Here is an 18,948-nt window from a genome sequence, read left to right on the forward strand (position 1 = left end):
GCGTCCTCTCCCTCAGAACTGCGTTTCGGGCAGGTGGATGACCAGCCCGTCGAGCGCGGTGGTCATTTCGATCTGGCAAGAGAGGCGGCTGCTCGGCCGAAGCTCGCCGGCTACGGCTTCGAGCAGTTCGGCCTCGGTGTCGGACGAGGGACCGCCCACCGTGTTGACCCAGTCCTCGTCCACGTAGCAATGGCAGGTCGCGCACGAGAGGCCGCCGCCGCATTCGCCGACGATGCCCTCGATGCCGTTGTACAGCGCCCCGCGCATGACGTTCTCGCCAAGCGGTATGTCAACGCGCGTCTGGTGCCCGTCGTGATCGACGTAAGTGATCTGCGGCATGGTTTCCTCTCTCGTTGTCCTGTGAGAACATTGTTCTCATTCTTGTACGCGCTTGAGGGCGGCCAAGTCAATCGCATCGACGCAGGGCTGGACCGGGGCCCCCCGCGGGCGTAGCGCTTCAAGGATGACGACCGCCTATCCGCCGCTGTTCACCGCGCCCGAAGCACCCGAAGGCGACCGCGCGTTGCTGCTCATCCGTGCCGCCTACGACCTGCTCGACGAATCGGGGCTGGAGGGCCTGACGATCCGCGCGGTGCTGGCGCGGGCAGGGTTGGCGCGGCGGGCGTTCTATGAACGGTTCCAGGGCAAGGACGACCTCGTGCTGGCGGTGTTCGACAGCTCGCTGCGGACGGCGGCACTGCAGTTCCGGGACATTACTGCGCGCTGCGAGGGGCCGGTGGAGGCGCTGCGGGCGATCGTGACGGGAATCGTGGTCGGCCAGCTCGGACAGGACCGGTTGGGCGCGAACCGGCGCGGGGCGGCGCTCAGCCGCGAGCACTTGCGGCTCGCCCAGACACGGCAGGGGGAATTGAACTCGGCGCTGGAGCCGCTGCTCGACCTGATCGCCGGGCATGTCGCGGACGGCATCGCCGTCGGGGCCTTCCGGCGGGCCGATCCGCAACTGCAGGCACGGCTGGTCTACAACCTCGTATCGACCACCGTGCATACGGTGCTGCTTGCGGAGGAGGAGGGTATTCCCGACCGCACCGGGCGCGAGGAACTGGCGGGCGAATTGTGGGAGTTCTGCCGCCGGGCCTTGGCGGCGTGAGGTTCACCCAACCTTCGTCATTGCGAGCGTAGCGAAGCAATCCAGGGCGGCGTTCAACTGCCCCGGATTGCTTCGCTGCGCTCGCAATGACGAAATGTGGGAGACGAAGGGAGGCGGGATTACCTTAATTGGTCATCGCCGGCATCGCCTTGCCGAACAGATAGCCCTGTCCCTGCGTGCAGCCTTCATCGCGCAGGTATTCCCGCTCCATGTCGCTTTCGATACCCTCGGCCGTCACGATCAGGCCAAGACTGCGGCCGAGGCCGATCACGGCGCGGATGACGGCGCGTGAATTGGCTTCATGGTGCAGGTTCAGGATGAACGACTTGTCGATCTTGATCTTGGTGAAGGGGTAGTTGAGCAGGTAGCTCAGCGAAGAGTAGCCGGTGCCGAAATCGTCGAGCGAGATGCCGATGCCGAAGGCGCGCAAGTTGCGGATGATCGCTGAAGGACGCGGGCCTTTCTCCATCAGCACCGCCTCGGTGATCTCCAGTTCCAGACGCTCGGCGGCGAGGCCGGAGGTGGAGAGGGCGTTGATCACCGTGCTCAGCAGGTTGCCGTTGCGGAACTGCAGCGGTGAGACGTTGACCGCGACTTTGACGTGGTCCGGCCATTGCATCGCCGCGCTGCAGGCGCTGCCGAGCACGAAGCGGCCGATCTGGTCGATCAGGCCGATCTCCTCCGCGAGGGGCACGAAGACGTCGGGTGGCACCGCGCCGCGCTCGGGATGGTTCCAGCGCAGCAGCGCTTCGTAGCACTCGATCTGCCCGCTCTGGAGATCGACGATCGGCTGGTAGTGCACTGCCAGCCCCCCCTCGCGCACGGCGGCGCGCAAGTCGATCTCGAGGCGGTTCTTCTCCTGCGCGGCGGCGTCCATCCCGGCTTCGAAGCTGCGACATGTGCCGCGCCGCTCGCCCTTGGCGGCGTAGAGCGCAAGGTCGGCGTAGCGCAGCAGCGTCTCGGGATCGCGGGTATCGTAAGGCGCGGAGGCGAAGCCGATTGTTGCGCCGATGTGGATCATGTGGCCCTGCACGAAGAAGGGCTCGGACAGGGTGGTGATGATCGACTTGGCCACCAGTTCCGCCTGCGTCAGGCTGGAGCGGCGGAAGATCAGCGCGAATTCGTCGCCGCCGATGCGGCACAGCAGGGCCTCGGGCGGGATCAGCTCGCGCATGCGCCGCGCCGCTTCGGTCAGGACGATGTCGCCGAAGTGGTGGCCGTAGGTGTCGTTGACCGGCTTGAAATGATCGAGGTCGATCATCGCCAGCGTTGCCGTTTCCTGCGGGCCGGCGTTCGTCAGCAGGTCGTTGAGCTGGGCGCGGCAATGGGCGCGGTTGGCGAGGCCGGTCAGTTCGTCGTGGCGTGCCATGTGCGCCATGCGCTGCTCGATGCGGCGTCGTTCGGTGACGTCGAAGATCGAGACGATGGTGCCGGAAAAGCCCTCGAGGTCGGAGACGCGCGTGGCGATCACGGTCTCGATCGCGGTGCCGTCGCGCCGCAGCATCTTCCAGCTGTCGCCGGTATCGGCGCGGTCGGTGACGAGCAATTCCGCAGCGTGGGCGCGCGAAGTCTCGGGGAACAGATCACCGGCCGGGAGGTCCGCCATTTCTTGTGGGGTATAACCGAACAGGGCGCAGGCGGCCTCGTTGGCGGTGCGGATGCAGCCGCTTTCGGGGTCGTAGACGAACATCGCCAGCGGGTTGCGTTCGAACAGCAGGCGGAAGGCGTCTTCCTTCTGCTTGAGGTCGGTGATGTCCACGCGCACGCCGATCGAGCCGCCGCTTTCGAGGCGGCGCTCCTCGATCATGATGCAGCGGCCGTTCGACAGCCACTGCTCGTGGCGGTGCGAAGGCTGGCGCAGCAGTGCGAGGCGGCTGGCGAGCCATTCCTCCTCGCGCCCGGCCGCTTCGGGGTAGTCGCCCCGCGCGATGCCGATGCGCAGCGCGTCGCCGAGCTTGGCGCCGGGCACCAGCAGGTCGGCCGACTTCTCGTAGATCTGGGCGTACTGCTCGTTCCAGAGGATGTAGCGATCCTCCTCGTCAAGGAAGACGATGCCTTGCGGAATCGCCTCGATCACCTCGCGCAGCCGCGTCTCGGCGAGCGAGGCCGCCTGAAGCGCGGTGTCGAGCGAAGGCAGGTCTCCGCGCTCCGCGATGGCGAGCGCGAGTTCCTCGCCGGTTACGTCCTGTTTAAGCCCCAAATACAACGCAGATCCCCATCTGGTTTGGAGCAGGCTATGAGGCAGGTGGTTAATTTTCTGCCCTATGGCGACAAAGGTATGACGAAGCGGGGCGCGCAATTTCAAGGGTCTGGAGCATGAACTTTTGGTAACCGCGGGGCGCCGATCGCCCGGAATTCGGGCAGTCGGCTAACGCTGGAAGCGAACCTTCGCACTTCGTCGCATCCTTGATTCCGGTGACGTCGCAAGGCGCAGGTTAGGCCGATATGATTGACGCAAGCTGACCGGGCGCCTTCGCAGTTGCGCGAAGACGGCCGTTCGTGTCCCCCCTCTTCGCTCCAATGCAAATGGCCCGCCGCACACGGGTGCGACGGGCCAAGCTTTCCTCCCCAGGAAAACTCTTGAGCTGCCTCAGCGGCGGATCGCGCTGCCGAGACGGTGATAGAGGTTGGAGTACTTGGACGAGATCGGATCGTCCTCGTGCGCCTTGAGGTAGAAGACGACGGCTTCCTGAAGGAGCTTGAAGTCCTCGTTCGAGAGCACCGCGCGAGCGCGGGTCGGTTCTGCGGTCATGGTGGTCATGCTATGTCCTTTCCTTGCTATGCGGGGGTGCTTCCCCAAGTGCCGCAGGGACTGTCCCGTTGGCTTCTTCCTAATTCTAAACTCGACCCCATCTTCGTCATCGCGAGGACCGAAGGCCCGTGGCGATCCAGGGCATTGTGACACCGCCCTGGATTGCTTCGCTACGCTCGCAATGACGAACGTGGGGGGCTGCGCCTTACGCGGCGAACTGGTTCCCCCCGCCGCCTCAGGCCGCGAACTGGTTCATCGTGTTGTGCGCGCCGCCGGCCTTCAGGGCGGCCTCGCCGGCGAAGTATTCCTTGTGGTCGTCGCCGAGGTCCGAGCCGGCCATATTCTGGTGCTTCACGCAGGCGATGCCCTGGCGGATCTCCTCGCGCTGCACGCCCTTTACGTAGCCGAGCATCCCGGCGTCACCGAAGTATTCCTTCGCCAGATTGTCGGTCGACAGCGCGGCGGTGTGGTACGTCGGCAGGGTAATGAGGTGGTGGAAGATGCCTGCCTCGCGCGCCGCGTCCTTCTGGAAGGTGCGGATGCGCTCGTCGGCTTCTGCCGCCAGCTCGGTGGCGTCGTAGTCGATGCTCATCAGGCGCGCCCGGTCGAAGGCCGAGACGTCCTTGCCCGCCGCCTGCCAGGCATCGAAGACCTGCTGGCGGAAGTTGAGCGTCCAGTTGAAGCTGGGCGAGTTGTTGTAGACCAGCTTGGCGTTCGGGATCACCTCGCGGATGCGGCTGACCATTCCGCCGATCTGGCCGATGTGCGGCTTCTCGGTCTCGATCCACAGCAGGTCCGCGCCGTTCTGCAGGGCGTGGATGCTGTCGAGCACGCAGCGGTCCTCGCCGGTTCCCGAACGGAACTGGTAGAGGTTGCTGGGCAGGCGCTTGGGACGAAGCAGCTTGCCGTCCCGGCTGATGAGAACGTCGCCGTGGCCGACCGTCTCGACTTCCTCGCAGTCGAGGAAGGCGTTGTACTGGTCGCCGATGTCGCCCGCTTCACGGGTGAAGGCGATCTGCTTGGTGAGGCCGGCGCCGAGCGAGTCGGTGCGCGCCACGATCAGGCCCTCGTCGACGCCCAGTTCCATGAAGGCGTAGCGGACCGCGCGGATCTTCGCGATGAAGTCCTCGTGCGGGACGGTGACCTTGCCGTCCTGGTGGCCGCACTGCTTTTCGTCCGAGACCTGGTTCTCGATCTGGATGCAGCAGGCGCCTGCCTCGATGAACTTCTTGGCAAGGAGGTAAGTCGCCTCCGCATTGCCGAAGCCCGCGTCGATGTCGGCGACGATCGGCACCACATGCGTCTCGTAGGCGTCGATGGCGTGCTCGATGCGCTTGGCCTCGACTTCGTCACCGCCCTCGCGGGCCTTGTCGAGATCGCGGAACAGGCCGCCCAGCTCACGTGCGTCGGCCTGGCGCAGGAAGGTGTACAGTTCCTCGATCAGCGCCGGAACCGACGTCTTCTCGTGCATCGACTGGTCGGGCAGCGGGCCGAACTCGCTGCGCAATGCCGCGACCATCCAGCCCGAGAGGTACAGGTAGCGCCCCTTGGTGGTGCCGAAGTGCTTCTTGATGGAGATCATCTTCTGCTGGCCGATGAAGCCGTGCCAGCAGCCCAGCGACTGTGTGTAGTTGGCGGGGTCGAGATCGTAGGCCGCCATGTCCTCGCGCATGATGCGCGCGGTGTAGCGGGCGATGTCGAGGCCGGTCTGGAAGCGGTTCTGCAGGCGCATGCGGGCGACCGATTCGGCCTCGATCCCGTTCCAGTGGGTCTCGGTGCCGATCGTATTACCGGCTTCGATGATCTTGCTCTGGTAGGTCACGCTTCAGTTCCTCTTCGCGGATGCGATTGCTTTCGATGGAGCCGAGGTAGTCGCGGTGACGGCGCGGCGGAATGCCTTGCGAGGTGCTGTTGTCAAACTTTACAGATGTTCCTTGTAAAGTTGTGTGGTTGTGACAGAATGCGCGGAAATGGCAGAAAACCGTCCCTTATACCTTGGTCCAAGATTGCGCCGTCTGCGCCGTGAACTCGGCCTGACGCAGCTGGCGATGGCCGATGATCTGGAGATCTCGCCCAGCTACGTCGCCCTGCTGGAGCGCAACCAGCGGCCGGTTACCGCTGATATGCTCCTGCGCCTCGCGAAGACGTACCGCCTCGACATCGCCGACATCGCCGGCGACGACGGGGAGGACTACGCGCGCCGCCTGACCGATGTGCTGCGCGACCCGATCTTTGCCGACATCGACCTGCCCAAGCTGGAAGTCGCCGACGTTGCCACCAGCTTTCCCGGTGTCTCCGAAGCGCTGCTGCGGCTGCATCAGGCCTATACCCGCGAGGCGCAGGCGCTGGCCGAGCAGCGCGCTGCCGGGCCGATGGCGGACGAGAACGAGCCCGTGCGTGAAGCGCAGCGCTTCCTCGCCGCCAACCGCAACTACTTCCACGCGCTCGACACCCGCGCCGAGGAACTGGCGGGCGAGATCGAAAAGGCGGGCGGGGCGACCGAGTGGCTCGCCGCCAAGGCCGTGCGCGTGCGTTTCCTGCCGCCTGACGTGCTCATGGATTCGCTGCGCCGGTTCGACCGGCACAACCAGCAATTGCTGATCGCCGACACGCTCGACCATGCCAGCCGCGCGTTCCAGATCGCCACGCACATCGCCCACACCGCGCTGCGATCCGAGATCAAGCAGACGATCCGGGCCGACAGCTTTTCCAGCCGCACCACCGCGACGCTGCTGCTGCGCGCGCTGGCGGGCTATGCGGCGGCGGCGATCGTCATGCCTTATGGCCGCTTCGCCCGCGCGGCGGACCAGCGGCGCTATGACATCGATGCCCTGTGCGCGCTGTTCGGCGCCAGTTTCGAGCAGGTGGCTCACCGTCTCACCACGCTGCAGAGGCCGGGGGAGGAGCGCGTCGGCTTCTTCTTCATCCGCGTGGACGAGGCGGGCAATGTCTCCAAGCGGCTCGACGGCGCGGGCTTTCCCTTCGCGGCGCACGGCGGCGGGTGCCCCTTGTGGAGCGTCCATCAGGTGTTCCGCCGTCCGGGCGAGATCGTTCCGCAGTGGCTGGAATTGCCGGGCGGGGAGCGCTTTTTCTCTATCGCGCGCACGGTGACCGGTGGGGCGGCAGGCTACGGCGGTGCGCGGGTCGTGCGCGCGGTGGCGCTCGCCTGCGCGGCGGAGCAGGCGGGGCGGCTGGTCTATGCCGGGGGTGTGGACCCGGCGAGCGCGCCGACGACGCCGATCGGCGTCACCTGCCGCTTGTGTCAGCGCGCCGAATGCACCGCCCGCTCGGTCCCGCCGATCGGGCGTGACGTGCTGGCGGACGATTACCGCCGCGCCGCGCAGCCTTATACGTTCGCGGAGAGTTGAGCCGACCACCCAGCCCTCGTCATTGCGAGGCCGCAGGCCGAAGCAATCCAGGGCAGTTTAAGGCCGCCCTGGATTGCTTCGCTTTGCTCGCAATGACGAGGTGTAGGTGTGTGACGGGGTAAGGGGCGGTTACCGCAGCAACACCGGCAGCCCCGACACGCCCTGTTGCTCCAGCCCGCCGGTCATGAACGGCGCGGGCGCTTCGGGATCGAGCCGCAGGTTCGGGAAGTGATCGAGCAGCGCGTTGATGCCGCGATTGATCTCCACCCGCGCCACGTTCATGCCGAGGCATCGGTGCGTACCGAACCCGAAGGCAAGGTTGGTCTTCTTCGGCCGGAACAGGTCGTATTCGTCGGGCCGTTCCCAGCGCGCAGGATCGCGGTTGGCGGGGCCGAGGCCGAGTTCCAGCACCGCCCCCTTGGGGATCGCGTGGCCGTAAAGCTCGGTGTCCTCCATCACCATGCGGTAGAAGTACGGCGCCGTCGGATACCAGCGCAGGCTTTCCTCCACCGCATCGTCCACCAGCGAGCGGTCGGCGCGCACGGCGTCCAGTTGCTCGGGATGGGTGAGCAGGGCGTAGAGCGCGATGCCCATCTGCCGCCATGAGGTGCCGCCGCCCGCGACCATCACCAGCTTGACGTGCGCCATGATCTCGCGGTCGGTGAGGGCACGCGGTTCCTCGCCCGGCATCTGCAGCTTCATCGTGATGAGGAAGCTGACGAGATCGTCCTTCGGCTCCTGACGGCGGCGCGCGATCAGGCCTAGCACGGTGCTCTCGACGATCTTCGCGTTGGCCTGCCGCTGCTCCATCGTCACCGTCCGGCTCGAACTGGTGGAGTTGAGGTAGGCGTGACGGAAACGCAGCGCCTCATCGCCGTCGAGGCCGATGGCGGTGGTGATCGTGTAGACTGGGATGCGCGCGCAGTAGTCGAGGTTGAGGTCGGCGCGATCTGCCCGGCCCATGCGGGCGATCAGGCGTTCGATGATGGTGTCGATGGTGTGCTCGCGCCACCAGCCCATCGCCTCGGGCATGTTGAAGCGCGGCTGGATGGTGCGGCGATAGGCGCGGTGGACCGGCGGGTCCATTTCGAGAATGCCCATGGTCTTCTCGCCCGCCGGGTTGTCGTGCCCCTGCACCGAGTTCGAGAACACCGCGGCATTGCGCAGCGCGGCTTCCACCGCCTCGAACGACAGCACCGTCCAGTGCGGCCGCCCGGCCGCGCGCGCATGGCGCTCGTGCAGCGGCAGGCCGAGCAGTTCGCGCAGGCGTCCTTTCAGCACCGGGCCTTCATCGCGCAGCGCGTGGATGCGCGGCATGATCTCGGCCACTTCCACGAGGTTGCCGATCGCCTCCGCCTCGCGGCGCACGTCGTAGAGTTCCTCGTAGAGCGGGTCGTCGGCGGTGAGGACGTCGTCGTTCTCGGGCGCGGTGGGGGTGTCCAGCATCAGGCGATCCCCAGCAGCTTGCAGGCGTTGTCGTGGATGATCGCGCGCACGTCCGCCTCGGGCACGCCTTCGAAGTCGCGCAGGATGACCTCGCGCGATTTGGGGAAGGTCGTCTCCGAGTGCGGATAGTCCGAGGACCACATGATGTTCCGCGCGCCCGGCAGGTCGCGGTTGAGGATGCCGGTGCGGTCCTGGATGAACGAGCCGTAGACGTTGCGGTCCATGTAGTAGCTGGGCGGATGCTTGAGCTGGCTCTCGGTCCAGAAGCGCTGCCGTTCCCAGGTGCGGGTGATGTATTCGGTATACCACGCGAACCAGCCCACGCCGCTCTCCATGCTGCCGATGCGCAAGTCGGGGAAGCGGTCGAAGATGCAGTTGAAGATGAAGATGCCGATCGGTTCGGCCATCGCCATCTTGCTCATCGGCATGTCGGGCAGGAAGAACTCCTTCTGCCCGAAGCGCGGCACCCGCGCACCGAGGTGGAAGGTGATGACGAGGCCGTGGTCGCACACCGTCTTCCACAGCCTGTCGAACGCCGGGTCGGAATATTGCAGCGCGCCCTTGCTGTCGCCGGTCAGCGCCGAGACCTGGCCATCCTTCATCGCGGCGATGCCGGACGAGGTCTTCCAGGCGTCGGGGTTCTGCGGGAAGGCGGGCAGGTTGATGGCGCGAAAGCCCTTCTTCGCGAGCCGGGTGACATGCGCGCAAGTCTCGTCGATGTCGCGCATCGGCACGTAGCCGACGGGATATAGCCGGTCGGGCGCCACCGAGGCGAAGTCCATCACCCAGTTCTGGTACGCCTCGTAGCTGGCGACGTAGAGTTCGTTGTCGAAGGAGCCCAGCGGCCCGCCGCCGAACAGCAGCGCGGCATCCATGCCGTCGGCGTCCATGTCGGCGAGGCGGGTGGCGGGCTCCCATACCGTGCGCTGGTCTGCAAGGCGGCCCTTCATCTTGAAGTTCTTGCCCTCGCGACCGGCCTGGTTGTTGATCATCATGAAGGGGCGGCGATTGCCCTCGAAGCAGATGTAGTCCCCGTCCTCGGCGTGCTCGATGAAGGGCGCGCGGTCCTTGAGGTGGGCGGGGAGGTAGTCCTTCCACATGTCGTGCGGCGGATCGATGTGCGCGTCGGCGTCGAAGATCGGGCCGTACTGCCAGTCGGTGGCTGCGTTCGTGCGGATGGCGGGATCTGCTTCGCTCATGTCCGGTTCCTCTCGTCCCAATCTATTATTCTAAATTGCGAATTGATTATCGCATTAGTGAATGAGTCGGTCAAGCAGAGAGCAGACGCCACCGCCCGAGCGTATGCTCCCTTGCTTCGTCATTGCGAGCGCAGCGAAGCAATCCAGGGCGGGGTGATGCTGCCCTGGGTTGCTTCGCTGCGCTCGCAATGACGATAAGGTGGGTCAATCCCGCCGCAGGATCATCGCGCCGTAGCCATAGCCGCCGTTGGAGACGATGCAGGTCCGCGCGTCCCGCACCTGCCGTCCGCCGCCGCGGCCCCAGAGCTGGACGGTCGCCTCATGGATGTGGCCGTAGCCGTGGAACCGCCCGGCCGAGAGCTGGCCGCCGCCGGTGTTGAGCGGCAGTTCGCCGTCCAGCGCGATCCGCTGCCCGCCCTCGGTAAAGCGGCAGGCCTCTCCCTTCGGCACGAGGCCGAGCGCCTCCAGCCACATCCACACGTGGATCGAGAACCCGTCGTAGATCTGCGCGCAGTCCATCCCGGCGGGCGTGAGGTCGGTGCGCTCCCACAGCATCGCCCCGGCGCGGTGAGCGGCGGGCAGTTCGGTGAAGTCGCCCTCGTGGCGGCCGACCCACAGGCCGCCTACGGCCATGCCCATTGCCTCGATATGGAGCGGCGGATTGCGCAAGCCCTTCGCCGCATCCCGGTGCGACAGGACGATCGCGGTCGAGCCGTCGATATGGCTGTCGCAGTCGAACAGCCTCAGCGGCGAGGAGATCACCCGCGCCGCAAGATAATCGTCGAGGGTGAGCGGCTTGCGGTAGATCGCATTGGGATTGTGCGCGGCGTTGGCGCGGTTGTTGACGGCGATGGCGCCCAGTTGCGCCTCGTCGGCGCCGTACTTGTCGAAGTAGGCCTGCGCGTAGAGCGCGAAAGTGTTGATCGGCGAGAGCGCATTGTAAGGCACGGTCCAGGCGTTGTTGCCGTCCACCCGGTCGCGCGCGCCGGCCATCAGGGTGGAGGCGCGCGAGGCGATGCGCGCCTGCGCCTGCGCCACGCTGCGAAACACCACGACATGACGGGCGAGGCCGCAGGCGATCGCGGTCACCGCGTTGAAGATCGGCGCCATGTGGCTGAACCCCTCGGCGGAGGCGAGAATCCAGCGTGGCTCGATGCCGAGCACGGCGGCCGCTTCGGAGGGGCTGACGGGCGCGATCCCGCCGCCTTCGCTGCTCTTGCCGGGATATGTGGCGATCCCGTCGATGTCCGAGGGGGAGAGCCCCGCGTCGGCAATGGCGGCGAGGCAGGCGTCGGCAGTCAGTTGCAGCGCGGTGCGGGGGGAGGGACGGCCGACCTCGGACTGCGCGGCGCCGGTGATGCACACCTGCTTTTCGGGGAGAAGGGTCATGCCGGCGCGCTCATCCGTCCAGACACTCCGTCACCCTGAACTTGTTTCAGGGTCCATCGGGCAGTTAGTGCCGGAGCGTGGCGTGACCAGCGGCTTCCTCGGTTTACGGCCCCACAGCACGGTGTTTCAGGCACGATGGACCCTGAAACAAGTTCAGGGTGACGAGGTGAGGGGTGAAAGGTCATTCCCTGTCCTCCCGGAACATCGGCAGCCAGACATCGTCGTGGTGCTCGAACTCGACCGTCAGCGGCATGCCGATGCGCACCTCTCCTTCGAGGACATTGGTGAAGACGTAAAGCTGTGCCTGCTCCGCCAGCTCGACCACGCCGAACACGAAGGGCACGGCCAGCCCCGGCACCCACGCCTCATGGTTCACCGTGTAGCTGGCGAGGCGGCCCTTGCCGGAAACCGGCGCGGGGGCGACGGCCTCGCTGCCGCAATTCGAGCAGCGCGGAAAGGGCGGGTGCTGGTAGGTTCCGCAATGCCCGCAGCGCTGGATGCGCAAGCGCCCGTCCGCTCCGCAAGTCCAGTAGAAGGCGGTTTCCGGCTCCAGCTTCGGCAGCTTGCGCATCAGAACACCACGCCCTGCACCTTGAGGTCGATGATCTCGTCCTCGGAGTAGCCCAGGCTCTCCAGCACCGCGTCGCTGTCGGCGCCGAGGTCGGGCGAGCGGGTGGAGGACAGCGGCGTGCCGTCGAAGACCATCGGCAGGCCGATCATCGGGATCTGCGTGCCGTCGCCGTAGTCCACGCGCTTGAGGTAGCCGTTGGCCTGCGCCTGCGGATCGTCCTTCATTTCGCCGACGTCCTGCACGACGTCCCACTGGCCCGACTGGCGCGAGAGGATCGCCTTCCATTCGGCGAGCGTCTTGCCGGCGAACAGCGCCTTCACTTCGGCATAGCAGGCATCGATGTTCGCCTTGCGTGCGGCGGCGTCGGCGAAGCGCGGGTCGGCGGCGAGGTCGGGCCGTCCGGCGGCTTCGCAGAAGGGCGCCCAATACTTGTCGGCCTGCAGCATGCAGAGCGCGAGGAAACGCCCGTCGGTCGTGCGGTAGTTGCTGACGAGCACGTTGTTGGGCTTGTCGGCGGGCGGCTTGGGGAACTTCTGCACCCCGTCCGCCGTCGCCTGGCAGACGTAGCGCTGCATCGACCACAGGGCCGTGCCCAGCAGCGAGACGTCCACAGTCGAAGCCTCGCCCGTCAGCGCCCGCCTGGCGATGGCGGCGCAGATCGCGCCCGACAGCATCGCGCCCGATATCGTATCGCCGAATGCCGGTCCCGGCGGACCGACCGGATGCGGCGCCTCGGGCTCGGTCAGCGAGGAGGAAATACCGCCGCGCGCCCAGAAGGTGATCGCGTCGTAGCCGCCTTTCTCATGGTCCGGGCCATTGGGGCCGAGCGCGCTGCCGCTGGCGTAGATGATGCCGGGATACTCCGCCCGGATCGTCTCCTCGTCGATCCGCATCGCCCGCCGCGCCGGAGGCAGCAGGTTGGTGAGGAACACGTCTGCGTCCTTCAGCAACCGGTCCAGCACCGCGCGCCCGGCCGCCTGCTTGAGATCGAGCGTCACCGAGCGCTTGCCCCGGTTGTAGCTCTCCCACGAATAGTCGATTTTCCCGCCGCCAAGACCGCCGATCGAAAGCCCCCGCAGCGGATCGCCGGTCGGCGGCTCGATCTTGATCACGTCGGCGCCAAGATCCGCCAGCATCCCGCCGCAAGCCGGCACGAAGGCCCACATCGCGACTTCCACGACCTTGATGCCTTCCAGCGGCTTGCCCATCGGCCTCTCCCGTTCTGTTACCATCGCTTGACCGATGAAATTCTATATTGCGAAGGATGGACCGAAATGGCGAATTAGGTCAAGCCGAAGGAACAGATATCGGGAAAGGGAAAAGGCATGTCTCAAGTCCTCGAAAGGCCGCGCCCGGCGCAGCCGCAAGTCACGGTTCCGGCGACGCTGGAACAGGCGCTCGATCCGCAGTGGCTGGCGGGCGCGCTGTGCGAAATCGCGGCCGGGCGCGCCATCGCGCAGGTCGAAGAGGTGGAGGTGATCCGCACCGTCGCCACCAAAGTGCGCTTCGCGGTGACCTTCGAAGACGGCGAGCGGCTGGGGTTCTGCCTCAAGGGCCTGCTCGACGTGGACGCGATGACCGCGCGCGGCGGGCCGACCTGCGTGCTCGAATCGGACTTCTACAACAAGGTCGCGCCCGTGATCGCCGTGCGCGTGCCCGATTGCGTCGCCACCGTGATCGACCGGGAGGCGCAGCAGGCCGTGACGATCATGCGCGACCTCATCGCCGATGGCGCGCGGTTCTGCTCGGCGCTCGATCCCTTCACGGCGGACGACGCGCTGGAGAGCTTGCGGCAGTTGTCGTTGCTCCATGCGCGAAGCGATTTCCTCGATGGCGCCGACTGGATTCGGCCGCGCGCCGCGGAACTGGCGAAGATGAGCTACGTCACGCCCGAGGCCTTGCAAGACCTGCTCGACGGTCCGCGCGGCGACAACCTATCGCCCCGCGTGCGCAGCGCCGCCAATCTTGCGGCGGCGATCAGGGAACTCGCCGCGCGCGACGGCGGCCGGCCGCAGTTCATGATCCATGGCGACGCCCATGCGGGCAACGTCTTCCGTACGCCCGAGGGCATGGGCGTGATCGACTGGCAACTGCTCCAGCGCGGGGGCTGGGCGCTCGACGTGGCCTATCACCTGAACGCGGTGCTGCCGACCGAAGTGGCCGAGGTCGAGGAGCGCCGCCTGCTGGGCGAGTACCTCGCGATGATGCGCGGGCACGGGATGGACATGCCGTCCGAAGCGGACGCCTGGATGCAGTACCGCGAAGGCGTGACCTACGGCTATTACCTATGGTCGATCACGCGCCGCGTAGATCCGCCGATCATCGTCCAGTTCGTCGATCGGCTCGGCAAGGCGGTGATGCGGCACGACAGCTTCGGATTGCTCGCGTAGGGGCACAGATCGAAGCGTGCACCGAACTTACCTTCGTCATTGCGAGCGAAGCGAAGCAATCCAGGGCAGTTTCAAGCCGTCCTGGATTGCTTCGCTTCGCTCGCAATGACGATCGGGAGTAAGTGTATTTTGCGGTTTTTTGGAAACCGTGAAAAGGGCCACGCCGGTGACGGCGCGGCCCAAGGTCCGGCCGCGAAGGACCGTCAGGAACCGGGGTTCCCGTTATGAAAGGTCAGCGCCCGAAGGCGTACTTGAGGCGCACGCCGTACATGCGCGGCGGGCCGTACATGAAGTCGCCGATACCCGAAGAATCGTAGCCGCCGCCCGACGTGGTGCGATAGTGCTTGTTCGTCACGTTCTGCGCGAAGACGACCACGTCGAAGCCCGAGCCGCCCACGTCGGTGATGCCAGCATTGAGGTTCAGCAGACTGTAGCCGGGGATCTGCAGGTTTCCATCGACGAACTGCTTGGCGGTATACGTGAAGACCGCCCCGAAGTTCAGCTCACCGACGTTGTCGCCCAGTGGAACCGAGTAGTCGCCCGAGAGCGTCAGCTTGTGCTTGGGCGAGTAGGTCAGCGGACCTCCGATCCGCCCGCGCGGGATGATCTGCAGGAAGGGGCTGTCCGCCGAGAGCGTAGGCGTGATGAGCTCCTTGAGCTTGGTGTCGAGATACGTGTAGCCCGCCGAGAGCCGCAGCCCCTGGAACGGGGTCACCCCTGCATCGACTTCCACGCCCCTGATGACCGACCGGCCTGCATTGATGATCGCCGCGCCACCTGCCAGGCCGCTGTCCGGCTTGGCGATGAGCGCGCCGAACACTTGCTGGTCGGAGAAGTCGTTCCAGAAACCGGCGATGTTGAAATAGCCGGGCAGGGCGCCGCGGAAGGTCATCTTGGCGCCGACTTCATAGGCGTCCACCTTCTCCGGCTTCGCGGTTTCGAGGCCGGGATTGGTGAAGTTCACCGTGCCCTGACGATAGCCGCGTGCATACTTGGCATAGATCAGCGTGTCGGGCGTCGGTTTGAAGTCAAAATCGATGAGCCAGGTGGGCTTGTTGGACTTGTTGACGATGCGCGTGCCGCAGGCCGAGGTGTCGCCGCCGTTGGCAAGCAGGCTCACCGTCGGGTGGTTGAGGTTGTCGTTGCAGACCCAGCTTACCACACGCGTACCGACGCCGGGGATCGTCGCCATCGTGCGGCGATTGCTTTCCGAGTAGCCGTCGATCTTGTCGAAGGTCCAGCGTCCGCCGAGCGTCAGGGAGAGCTGGTCCGTGAACCGGTAGGTGGCCTGCCCGAAGACGCCGTGGTTGTTGAAGGCGAGCTTGGTGCGCGATTCCGAGATGATGTTGCCTGGTACCGTGACGCCCGGAGCGATGGGGATCAGCGGGATGCCGCCCACGCAATCCAGCGTCCCGGGGTCTACGCAGTTGCCGTAGATGCCGGTGCGCTGCTGGTTCCATCCGATCGGGCGACTGAATTCGAGGTAGCCGCCGACCACGAAGTTGAACTTGCCGTCGGTCGAGCGGCCCTGGACCTGCAGTTCCTCGGTCGTCGTGGATTCCGAAGCCGCGTCATATCCGGGCTGGGTGCCCAGTTGGATATTGTCGAAGCGCGAACCGACTGCGGGCCCACCCGCTGCCGCTGCGGCGCGCGTATAAGCCGTGTCGGGCACGAAGAAGTTGTCGCTGTAGAGCTGGAACTGGCTCTGCTCCCGATACTCGCCGTAGCTGGCGATGTTCTTGATCGTGATCGTATCGCTGGCCTGCCAGGTCGTCGTGTTGATGACCTGCCAGGTGCGCAGGAACATGCGCGGGTTGGGATTGCCCACCTCGACGTCGAGCGGTCCGTCGCCGCGTGCGGCCTGACGGTCGATCTGGTCGCAGGAAGCCAGCGACGTGTAGTAGAATGGGGCGCCGTAGGGGCGGCCGGTCGCCGGATTTATGTCGGTCGGCAGCGGGGGATTGCGGTTGCAGAACTCGTGCCGCGATGCATAGCCGTTGGTGTCCGACCGGCTGTAATGGGCCACCGTGTAGTTTTCGAGGTTGGGCGTCAGGTCGGCGACGACGCTGACGCGGCCGTAGAAGTAGTTGACGTCGTTGAAGTCCTTCGGGCCTACCCCCGACTGGTTCTTCATGTAACCGTCGCGCTCGTTGCGGTCGATCGCGACGCGGACCTTGAAGGTGTCGGCCAGCGGTGCGTTGAACATCGCCTGGACGCGCTTCTGATCGTAGTTGCCGTAGGTCCCCTCGACCGAAGCCTCGAGCAGGTCGGTCGGCTTGGAGGGCACGAGCAGCACGGCGCCGCCGGTGGTGTTGCGGCCCTGAAGGGTGCCTTGTGGGCCTTTGAGCACCTGCACGTTCTGCAAGTCGGTGAAGGCGCCCGCGCCCACCGTGTTGCCGCCCGCCGTGCCGCCCTGCGCGCGCACGCCCACGACGTCGGCGAAATACACGCCGACGGTCGGCGCGGTCGAGGCGTCCTGGTTGAAGCCGCGAATGGAGAAGGTCGATTTCTCAGGCCCGTAGCGGGTGTTGACCGAGAGCGAAGGCGTGAAGACCGCAAGGTCGGAGGCGACCGCGATGTTGCGCTTCTGGATCTGGTCGCCGCTGAACACGGTGATCGAGATCGGCACGTCCTGCAGGCGTTCTTCGGTGCGGCGGGCGGTGACGATGATCTCGTCCGGGTTGATGCCCTGCGCCATTACCGGCGTCGCCGTCAGCCCTGCGAAAGCGACCGCCGGGATCGCGACGCTGCTGGTGAGCCGGCTCCTGAAATTCCTTGCACTCATGGTCTCTCCTCTCCTCCGGAAACATTGTTCTCGTTATCGGCAGACGGTTCTGCGGGACGGCCGGCTCTTGCCGGTCCGCGCGGGAGATTTTCGGTTAATCGAAGTCGGGGAAGCGCGCAGACCCGGCATTGCCGACCTGCGGTTGACGCCCCCCAAGCGCCTGTGTTCTCTCCCTGGTGCCGATGCCCGGCAGACCTTTTTGCCTGAGGGAAACACTACGAATCCCTCGCCTGTTTGCAAGGATAACTGCGAGGCATTCAGTTCACAATTGGGAACGTGATATCGAAAATGCGAATTTATCCGACATCGTTGCGAGATTGTAACACCTGTTCAGCCAATCATGCCGTGAGGGTCACATTCAGGAGAGCAAGAGTGCCGCTCCAGGCAATTCGATGTGCCGCCGCATCATAGGCTATCCCCTCGGCGATACCGTCGTGATCCGGGTCCGTGAAGGCGTGCCGGGCCTGCGCGAACTCGGTTGCGGAGTAGTTCGCGCCAGCGTGATCGAGTTCGGCGCGCAGGGCCTCGAAGTCGGCGCGCGGGACATAGGGGTCGAGTCCTCCTGTCCAGACGGCGATGCGTGCGGTAACGATCCCGGGTTCGGCCGGGGCATGGGTGAGCAGCAGTCCGTGGAAACTCGATACTGCCCGTACGGGTGCGCCGCTGCGGGCGAGTTCGAGGACGCACTTGCCGCCGAAGCAGTAGCCTATCGCCGCGACGCGCTCCGGATCGACACCGGGCAGGGTGCGAGTCGTTTCGAACCAGGTGACCACGCGGTCGCGAAGCACTTCGGGGCAGGCCATGAGTTCGGCAAAATATCGACCCGCAGACTGCGGCGTGGAGATGTCCGCACCGCGCCCGTACATGCTGGCGGCGACGGCGAGGTAGCCATGATCGGCCAGCGCGGCGAACGCCATTTCGAACGCAGGGCCGGAGCCGGTGGCGCCGGGGATCATCAGCACTGCGGGATGAGGCCCTTCACCGCATGGCCGGGCGACGAAGCCATCAAGAGCGACACCATCATGGTCGCAGGCGATCGGCTCAAATCTGTCGTCCATGCCTTTGTGCCCTCTCTGTAGTCTAAACTGCGAACGTTAAGTCTCCAGATGGAATGATCCGGGCTCTCAGCGTTGTCAAAGGTTGCACCGTCTTGCACGCCCGTGCGATCAGCGGGGCATGATGCGGACCGGATACAGGCAGGAGCGCAAGCCGCGCTGGAAGGTAGCGGCGGTGGTCCTGCTGATCCATGTCGTGGTCATCACCGGGCTGGTGCGGGCATTCACTCCGGACCTTGCAACGACGGTCGCGCGGTCGGTGACTCGGGCTTTCACGATCTCGGCGGAGCCACCGAGGCCCGAGGCCAGTCCGTCCCCCGCACCCGGCCGCACGCAGCAGATAGAGGGTGCGGCTGCTCCGGCCGGTCGCAAGGCCGACCCGAGGCCGGTCGCAGCCCCCCGCGCGTCGGTCGTGATCCGCCCGACGCAGGCGCCTCCCGTCGCAGGAAAAGGTGCTGAGGATGCGGCTGGAGCCGCCGTGGCAGGCGAAGGTACGGGGGCTGCGGGTATCGGTTCGGGTACTGGAGCCGGCTTGGGCGGGGAGGGCGCCGGTGGAGGCGGTGGCGGCTTTCCCACGGTGAAGATCGCCGGTGATATCAATTCGGCAAAGGACTATGCGCGCAGGGGCCGTGACTTGCGCGTGGGAGCTTCGGTCACCATCGACCTTCGGGTCGGCACCGATGGCCGGGTGGTCGCTTGCCGGGTCGTGCAGTCGAGCCCGGACCCGGAAGCCGACCGCGTGACTTGCGATCTGGCGACGCGCCGTTTCCGCTTCCGTCCGGCCAGGGATACTACTGGAAAAACAGTAGAAGCGACCTATCGTTGGCGACAGCGCTGGTTTTATTGACGCATTACACAGCCTGTAACGTTGCATTGCAGCAATCG

At 65.8% G+C, this 18,948-nt stretch carries 15 protein-coding genes; 4 read left to right on the forward strand and 11 right to left on the reverse strand.

Going from position 1 to position 18,948, the window contains the following annotated elements; genetic code table 11:
- Positions 1-12: 12 nt before the first annotated feature.
- Entirely contained in the window at positions 13-339 is a 327-nt protein-coding gene (locus PKE80_RS24120; RefSeq protein ID WP_271184663.1) for a 2Fe-2S iron-sulfur cluster-binding protein, read from the reverse strand.
- Positions 340-463: 124 nt separating this feature from the next.
- Between PKE80_RS24120 and PKE80_RS24125 the strand changes: the two genes are divergently transcribed.
- Positions 464-1,108 carry a TetR/AcrR family transcriptional regulator gene (locus PKE80_RS24125; protein WP_202902821.1) on the forward strand — a complete coding sequence of 215 codons (645 nt, stop codon included), beginning with the start codon at positions 464-466 and terminating at the stop codon, positions 1,106-1,108.
- A 124-nt stretch (positions 1,109-1,232) separates the two neighbouring features.
- Here PKE80_RS24125 and PKE80_RS24130 read toward each other — a convergent pair whose 3' ends face one another.
- The 3 genes from PKE80_RS24130 to PKE80_RS24140 form a co-directional block, all read right to left on the reverse strand.
- Positions 1,233-3,308: a putative bifunctional diguanylate cyclase/phosphodiesterase gene (locus PKE80_RS24130; protein WP_271184664.1), complete on the reverse strand. Its 2,076-nt coding sequence runs from the start codon at positions 3,306-3,308 to the stop codon at positions 1,233-1,235.
- A gap of 390 nt (positions 3,309-3,698) precedes the next feature.
- On the reverse strand, positions 3,699-3,869 hold the full coding sequence (locus PKE80_RS24135; RefSeq protein ID WP_008833082.1) for a hypothetical protein: 171 nt from the start codon (positions 3,867-3,869) through the stop codon (positions 3,699-3,701).
- 226 nt (positions 3,870-4,095) lie between these two features.
- Positions 4,096-5,682: an isocitrate lyase gene (locus PKE80_RS24140; protein ID WP_069708130.1), complete on the reverse strand. Its 1,587-nt coding sequence runs from the start codon at positions 5,680-5,682 to the stop codon at positions 4,096-4,098.
- Positions 5,683-5,830: 148 nt separating this feature from the next.
- Here PKE80_RS24140 and PKE80_RS24145 point away from each other — a divergent pair, with 148 nt between their 5' ends.
- On the forward strand, positions 5,831-7,228 hold the full coding sequence (locus PKE80_RS24145) for a helix-turn-helix domain-containing protein (RefSeq protein ID WP_271184665.1): 1,398 nt from the start codon (positions 5,831-5,833) through the stop codon (positions 7,226-7,228).
- A 129-nt stretch (positions 7,229-7,357) separates the two neighbouring features.
- Here the strand turns inward: PKE80_RS24145 and PKE80_RS24150 are convergent, their stop codons facing one another.
- The 5 genes from PKE80_RS24150 to PKE80_RS24170 all read right to left on the reverse strand — a co-directional run bounded on the left by PKE80_RS24150 (position 7,358) and on the right by PKE80_RS24170 (position 13,041).
- Positions 7,358-8,674, reverse strand: coding sequence for a cytochrome P450 (locus tag PKE80_RS24150; RefSeq protein WP_271184666.1), 1,317 nt, complete (start codon positions 8,672-8,674; stop codon positions 7,358-7,360).
- The gene (locus PKE80_RS24155; protein ID WP_271184667.1) at positions 8,674-9,873 is read right to left on the reverse strand and encodes an amidohydrolase family protein; all 1,200 of its coding nucleotides are present in this window, start codon (positions 9,871-9,873) and stop codon (positions 8,674-8,676) included. Before PKE80_RS24155 ends, PKE80_RS24150 begins: the two co-directional genes overlap by 1 nt.
- Before the next feature lie 204 nt (positions 9,874-10,077).
- A complete protein-coding gene (locus PKE80_RS24160; protein WP_271184668.1) occupies positions 10,078-11,262 on the reverse strand; it encodes a thiolase family protein in 1,185 nt (394 codons plus the stop codon).
- A 181-nt stretch (positions 11,263-11,443) separates the two neighbouring features.
- Complete coding sequence (locus tag PKE80_RS24165) at positions 11,444-11,833, reverse strand: Zn-ribbon domain-containing OB-fold protein (protein WP_271184669.1); 390 nt, start codon at positions 11,831-11,833, stop codon at positions 11,444-11,446.
- Positions 11,833-13,041, reverse strand: a complete 1,209-nt coding sequence (locus PKE80_RS24170) for a CaiB/BaiF CoA transferase family protein (RefSeq protein WP_271184670.1) — start codon at positions 13,039-13,041, stop codon at positions 11,833-11,835. Before PKE80_RS24170 ends, PKE80_RS24165 begins: the two co-directional genes overlap by 1 nt.
- A gap of 117 nt (positions 13,042-13,158) precedes the next feature.
- Between PKE80_RS24170 and PKE80_RS24175 the strand changes: the two genes are divergently transcribed.
- A complete protein-coding gene (locus PKE80_RS24175) occupies positions 13,159-14,223 on the forward strand; it encodes a phosphotransferase (RefSeq protein WP_271184671.1) in 1,065 nt (354 codons plus the stop codon).
- Positions 14,224-14,455: 232 nt separating this feature from the next.
- Here the strand turns inward: PKE80_RS24175 and PKE80_RS24180 are convergent, their stop codons facing one another.
- Positions 14,456-17,008, reverse strand: a complete 2,553-nt coding sequence (locus tag PKE80_RS24180) for a TonB-dependent receptor (RefSeq protein WP_271184672.1) — start codon at positions 17,006-17,008, stop codon at positions 14,456-14,458.
- Between the two features lie 338 nt (positions 17,009-17,346).
- Positions 17,347-18,066, reverse strand: coding sequence for a dienelactone hydrolase family protein (locus tag PKE80_RS24185; RefSeq protein WP_271184673.1), 720 nt, complete (start codon positions 18,064-18,066; stop codon positions 17,347-17,349).
- Between the two features lie 118 nt (positions 18,067-18,184).
- Between PKE80_RS24185 and PKE80_RS24190 the strand changes: the two genes are divergently transcribed.
- Complete coding sequence (locus PKE80_RS24190; RefSeq protein ID WP_271184674.1) at positions 18,185-18,910, forward strand: TonB family protein; 726 nt, start codon at positions 18,185-18,187, stop codon at positions 18,908-18,910.
- Positions 18,911-18,948 lie beyond the last annotated feature (38 nt).

Source organism: Novosphingobium resinovorum (assembly GCF_027922145.1).
GTDB classification, from domain to species: Bacteria; Pseudomonadota; Alphaproteobacteria; order Sphingomonadales; family Sphingomonadaceae; genus Novosphingobium; species Novosphingobium resinovorum.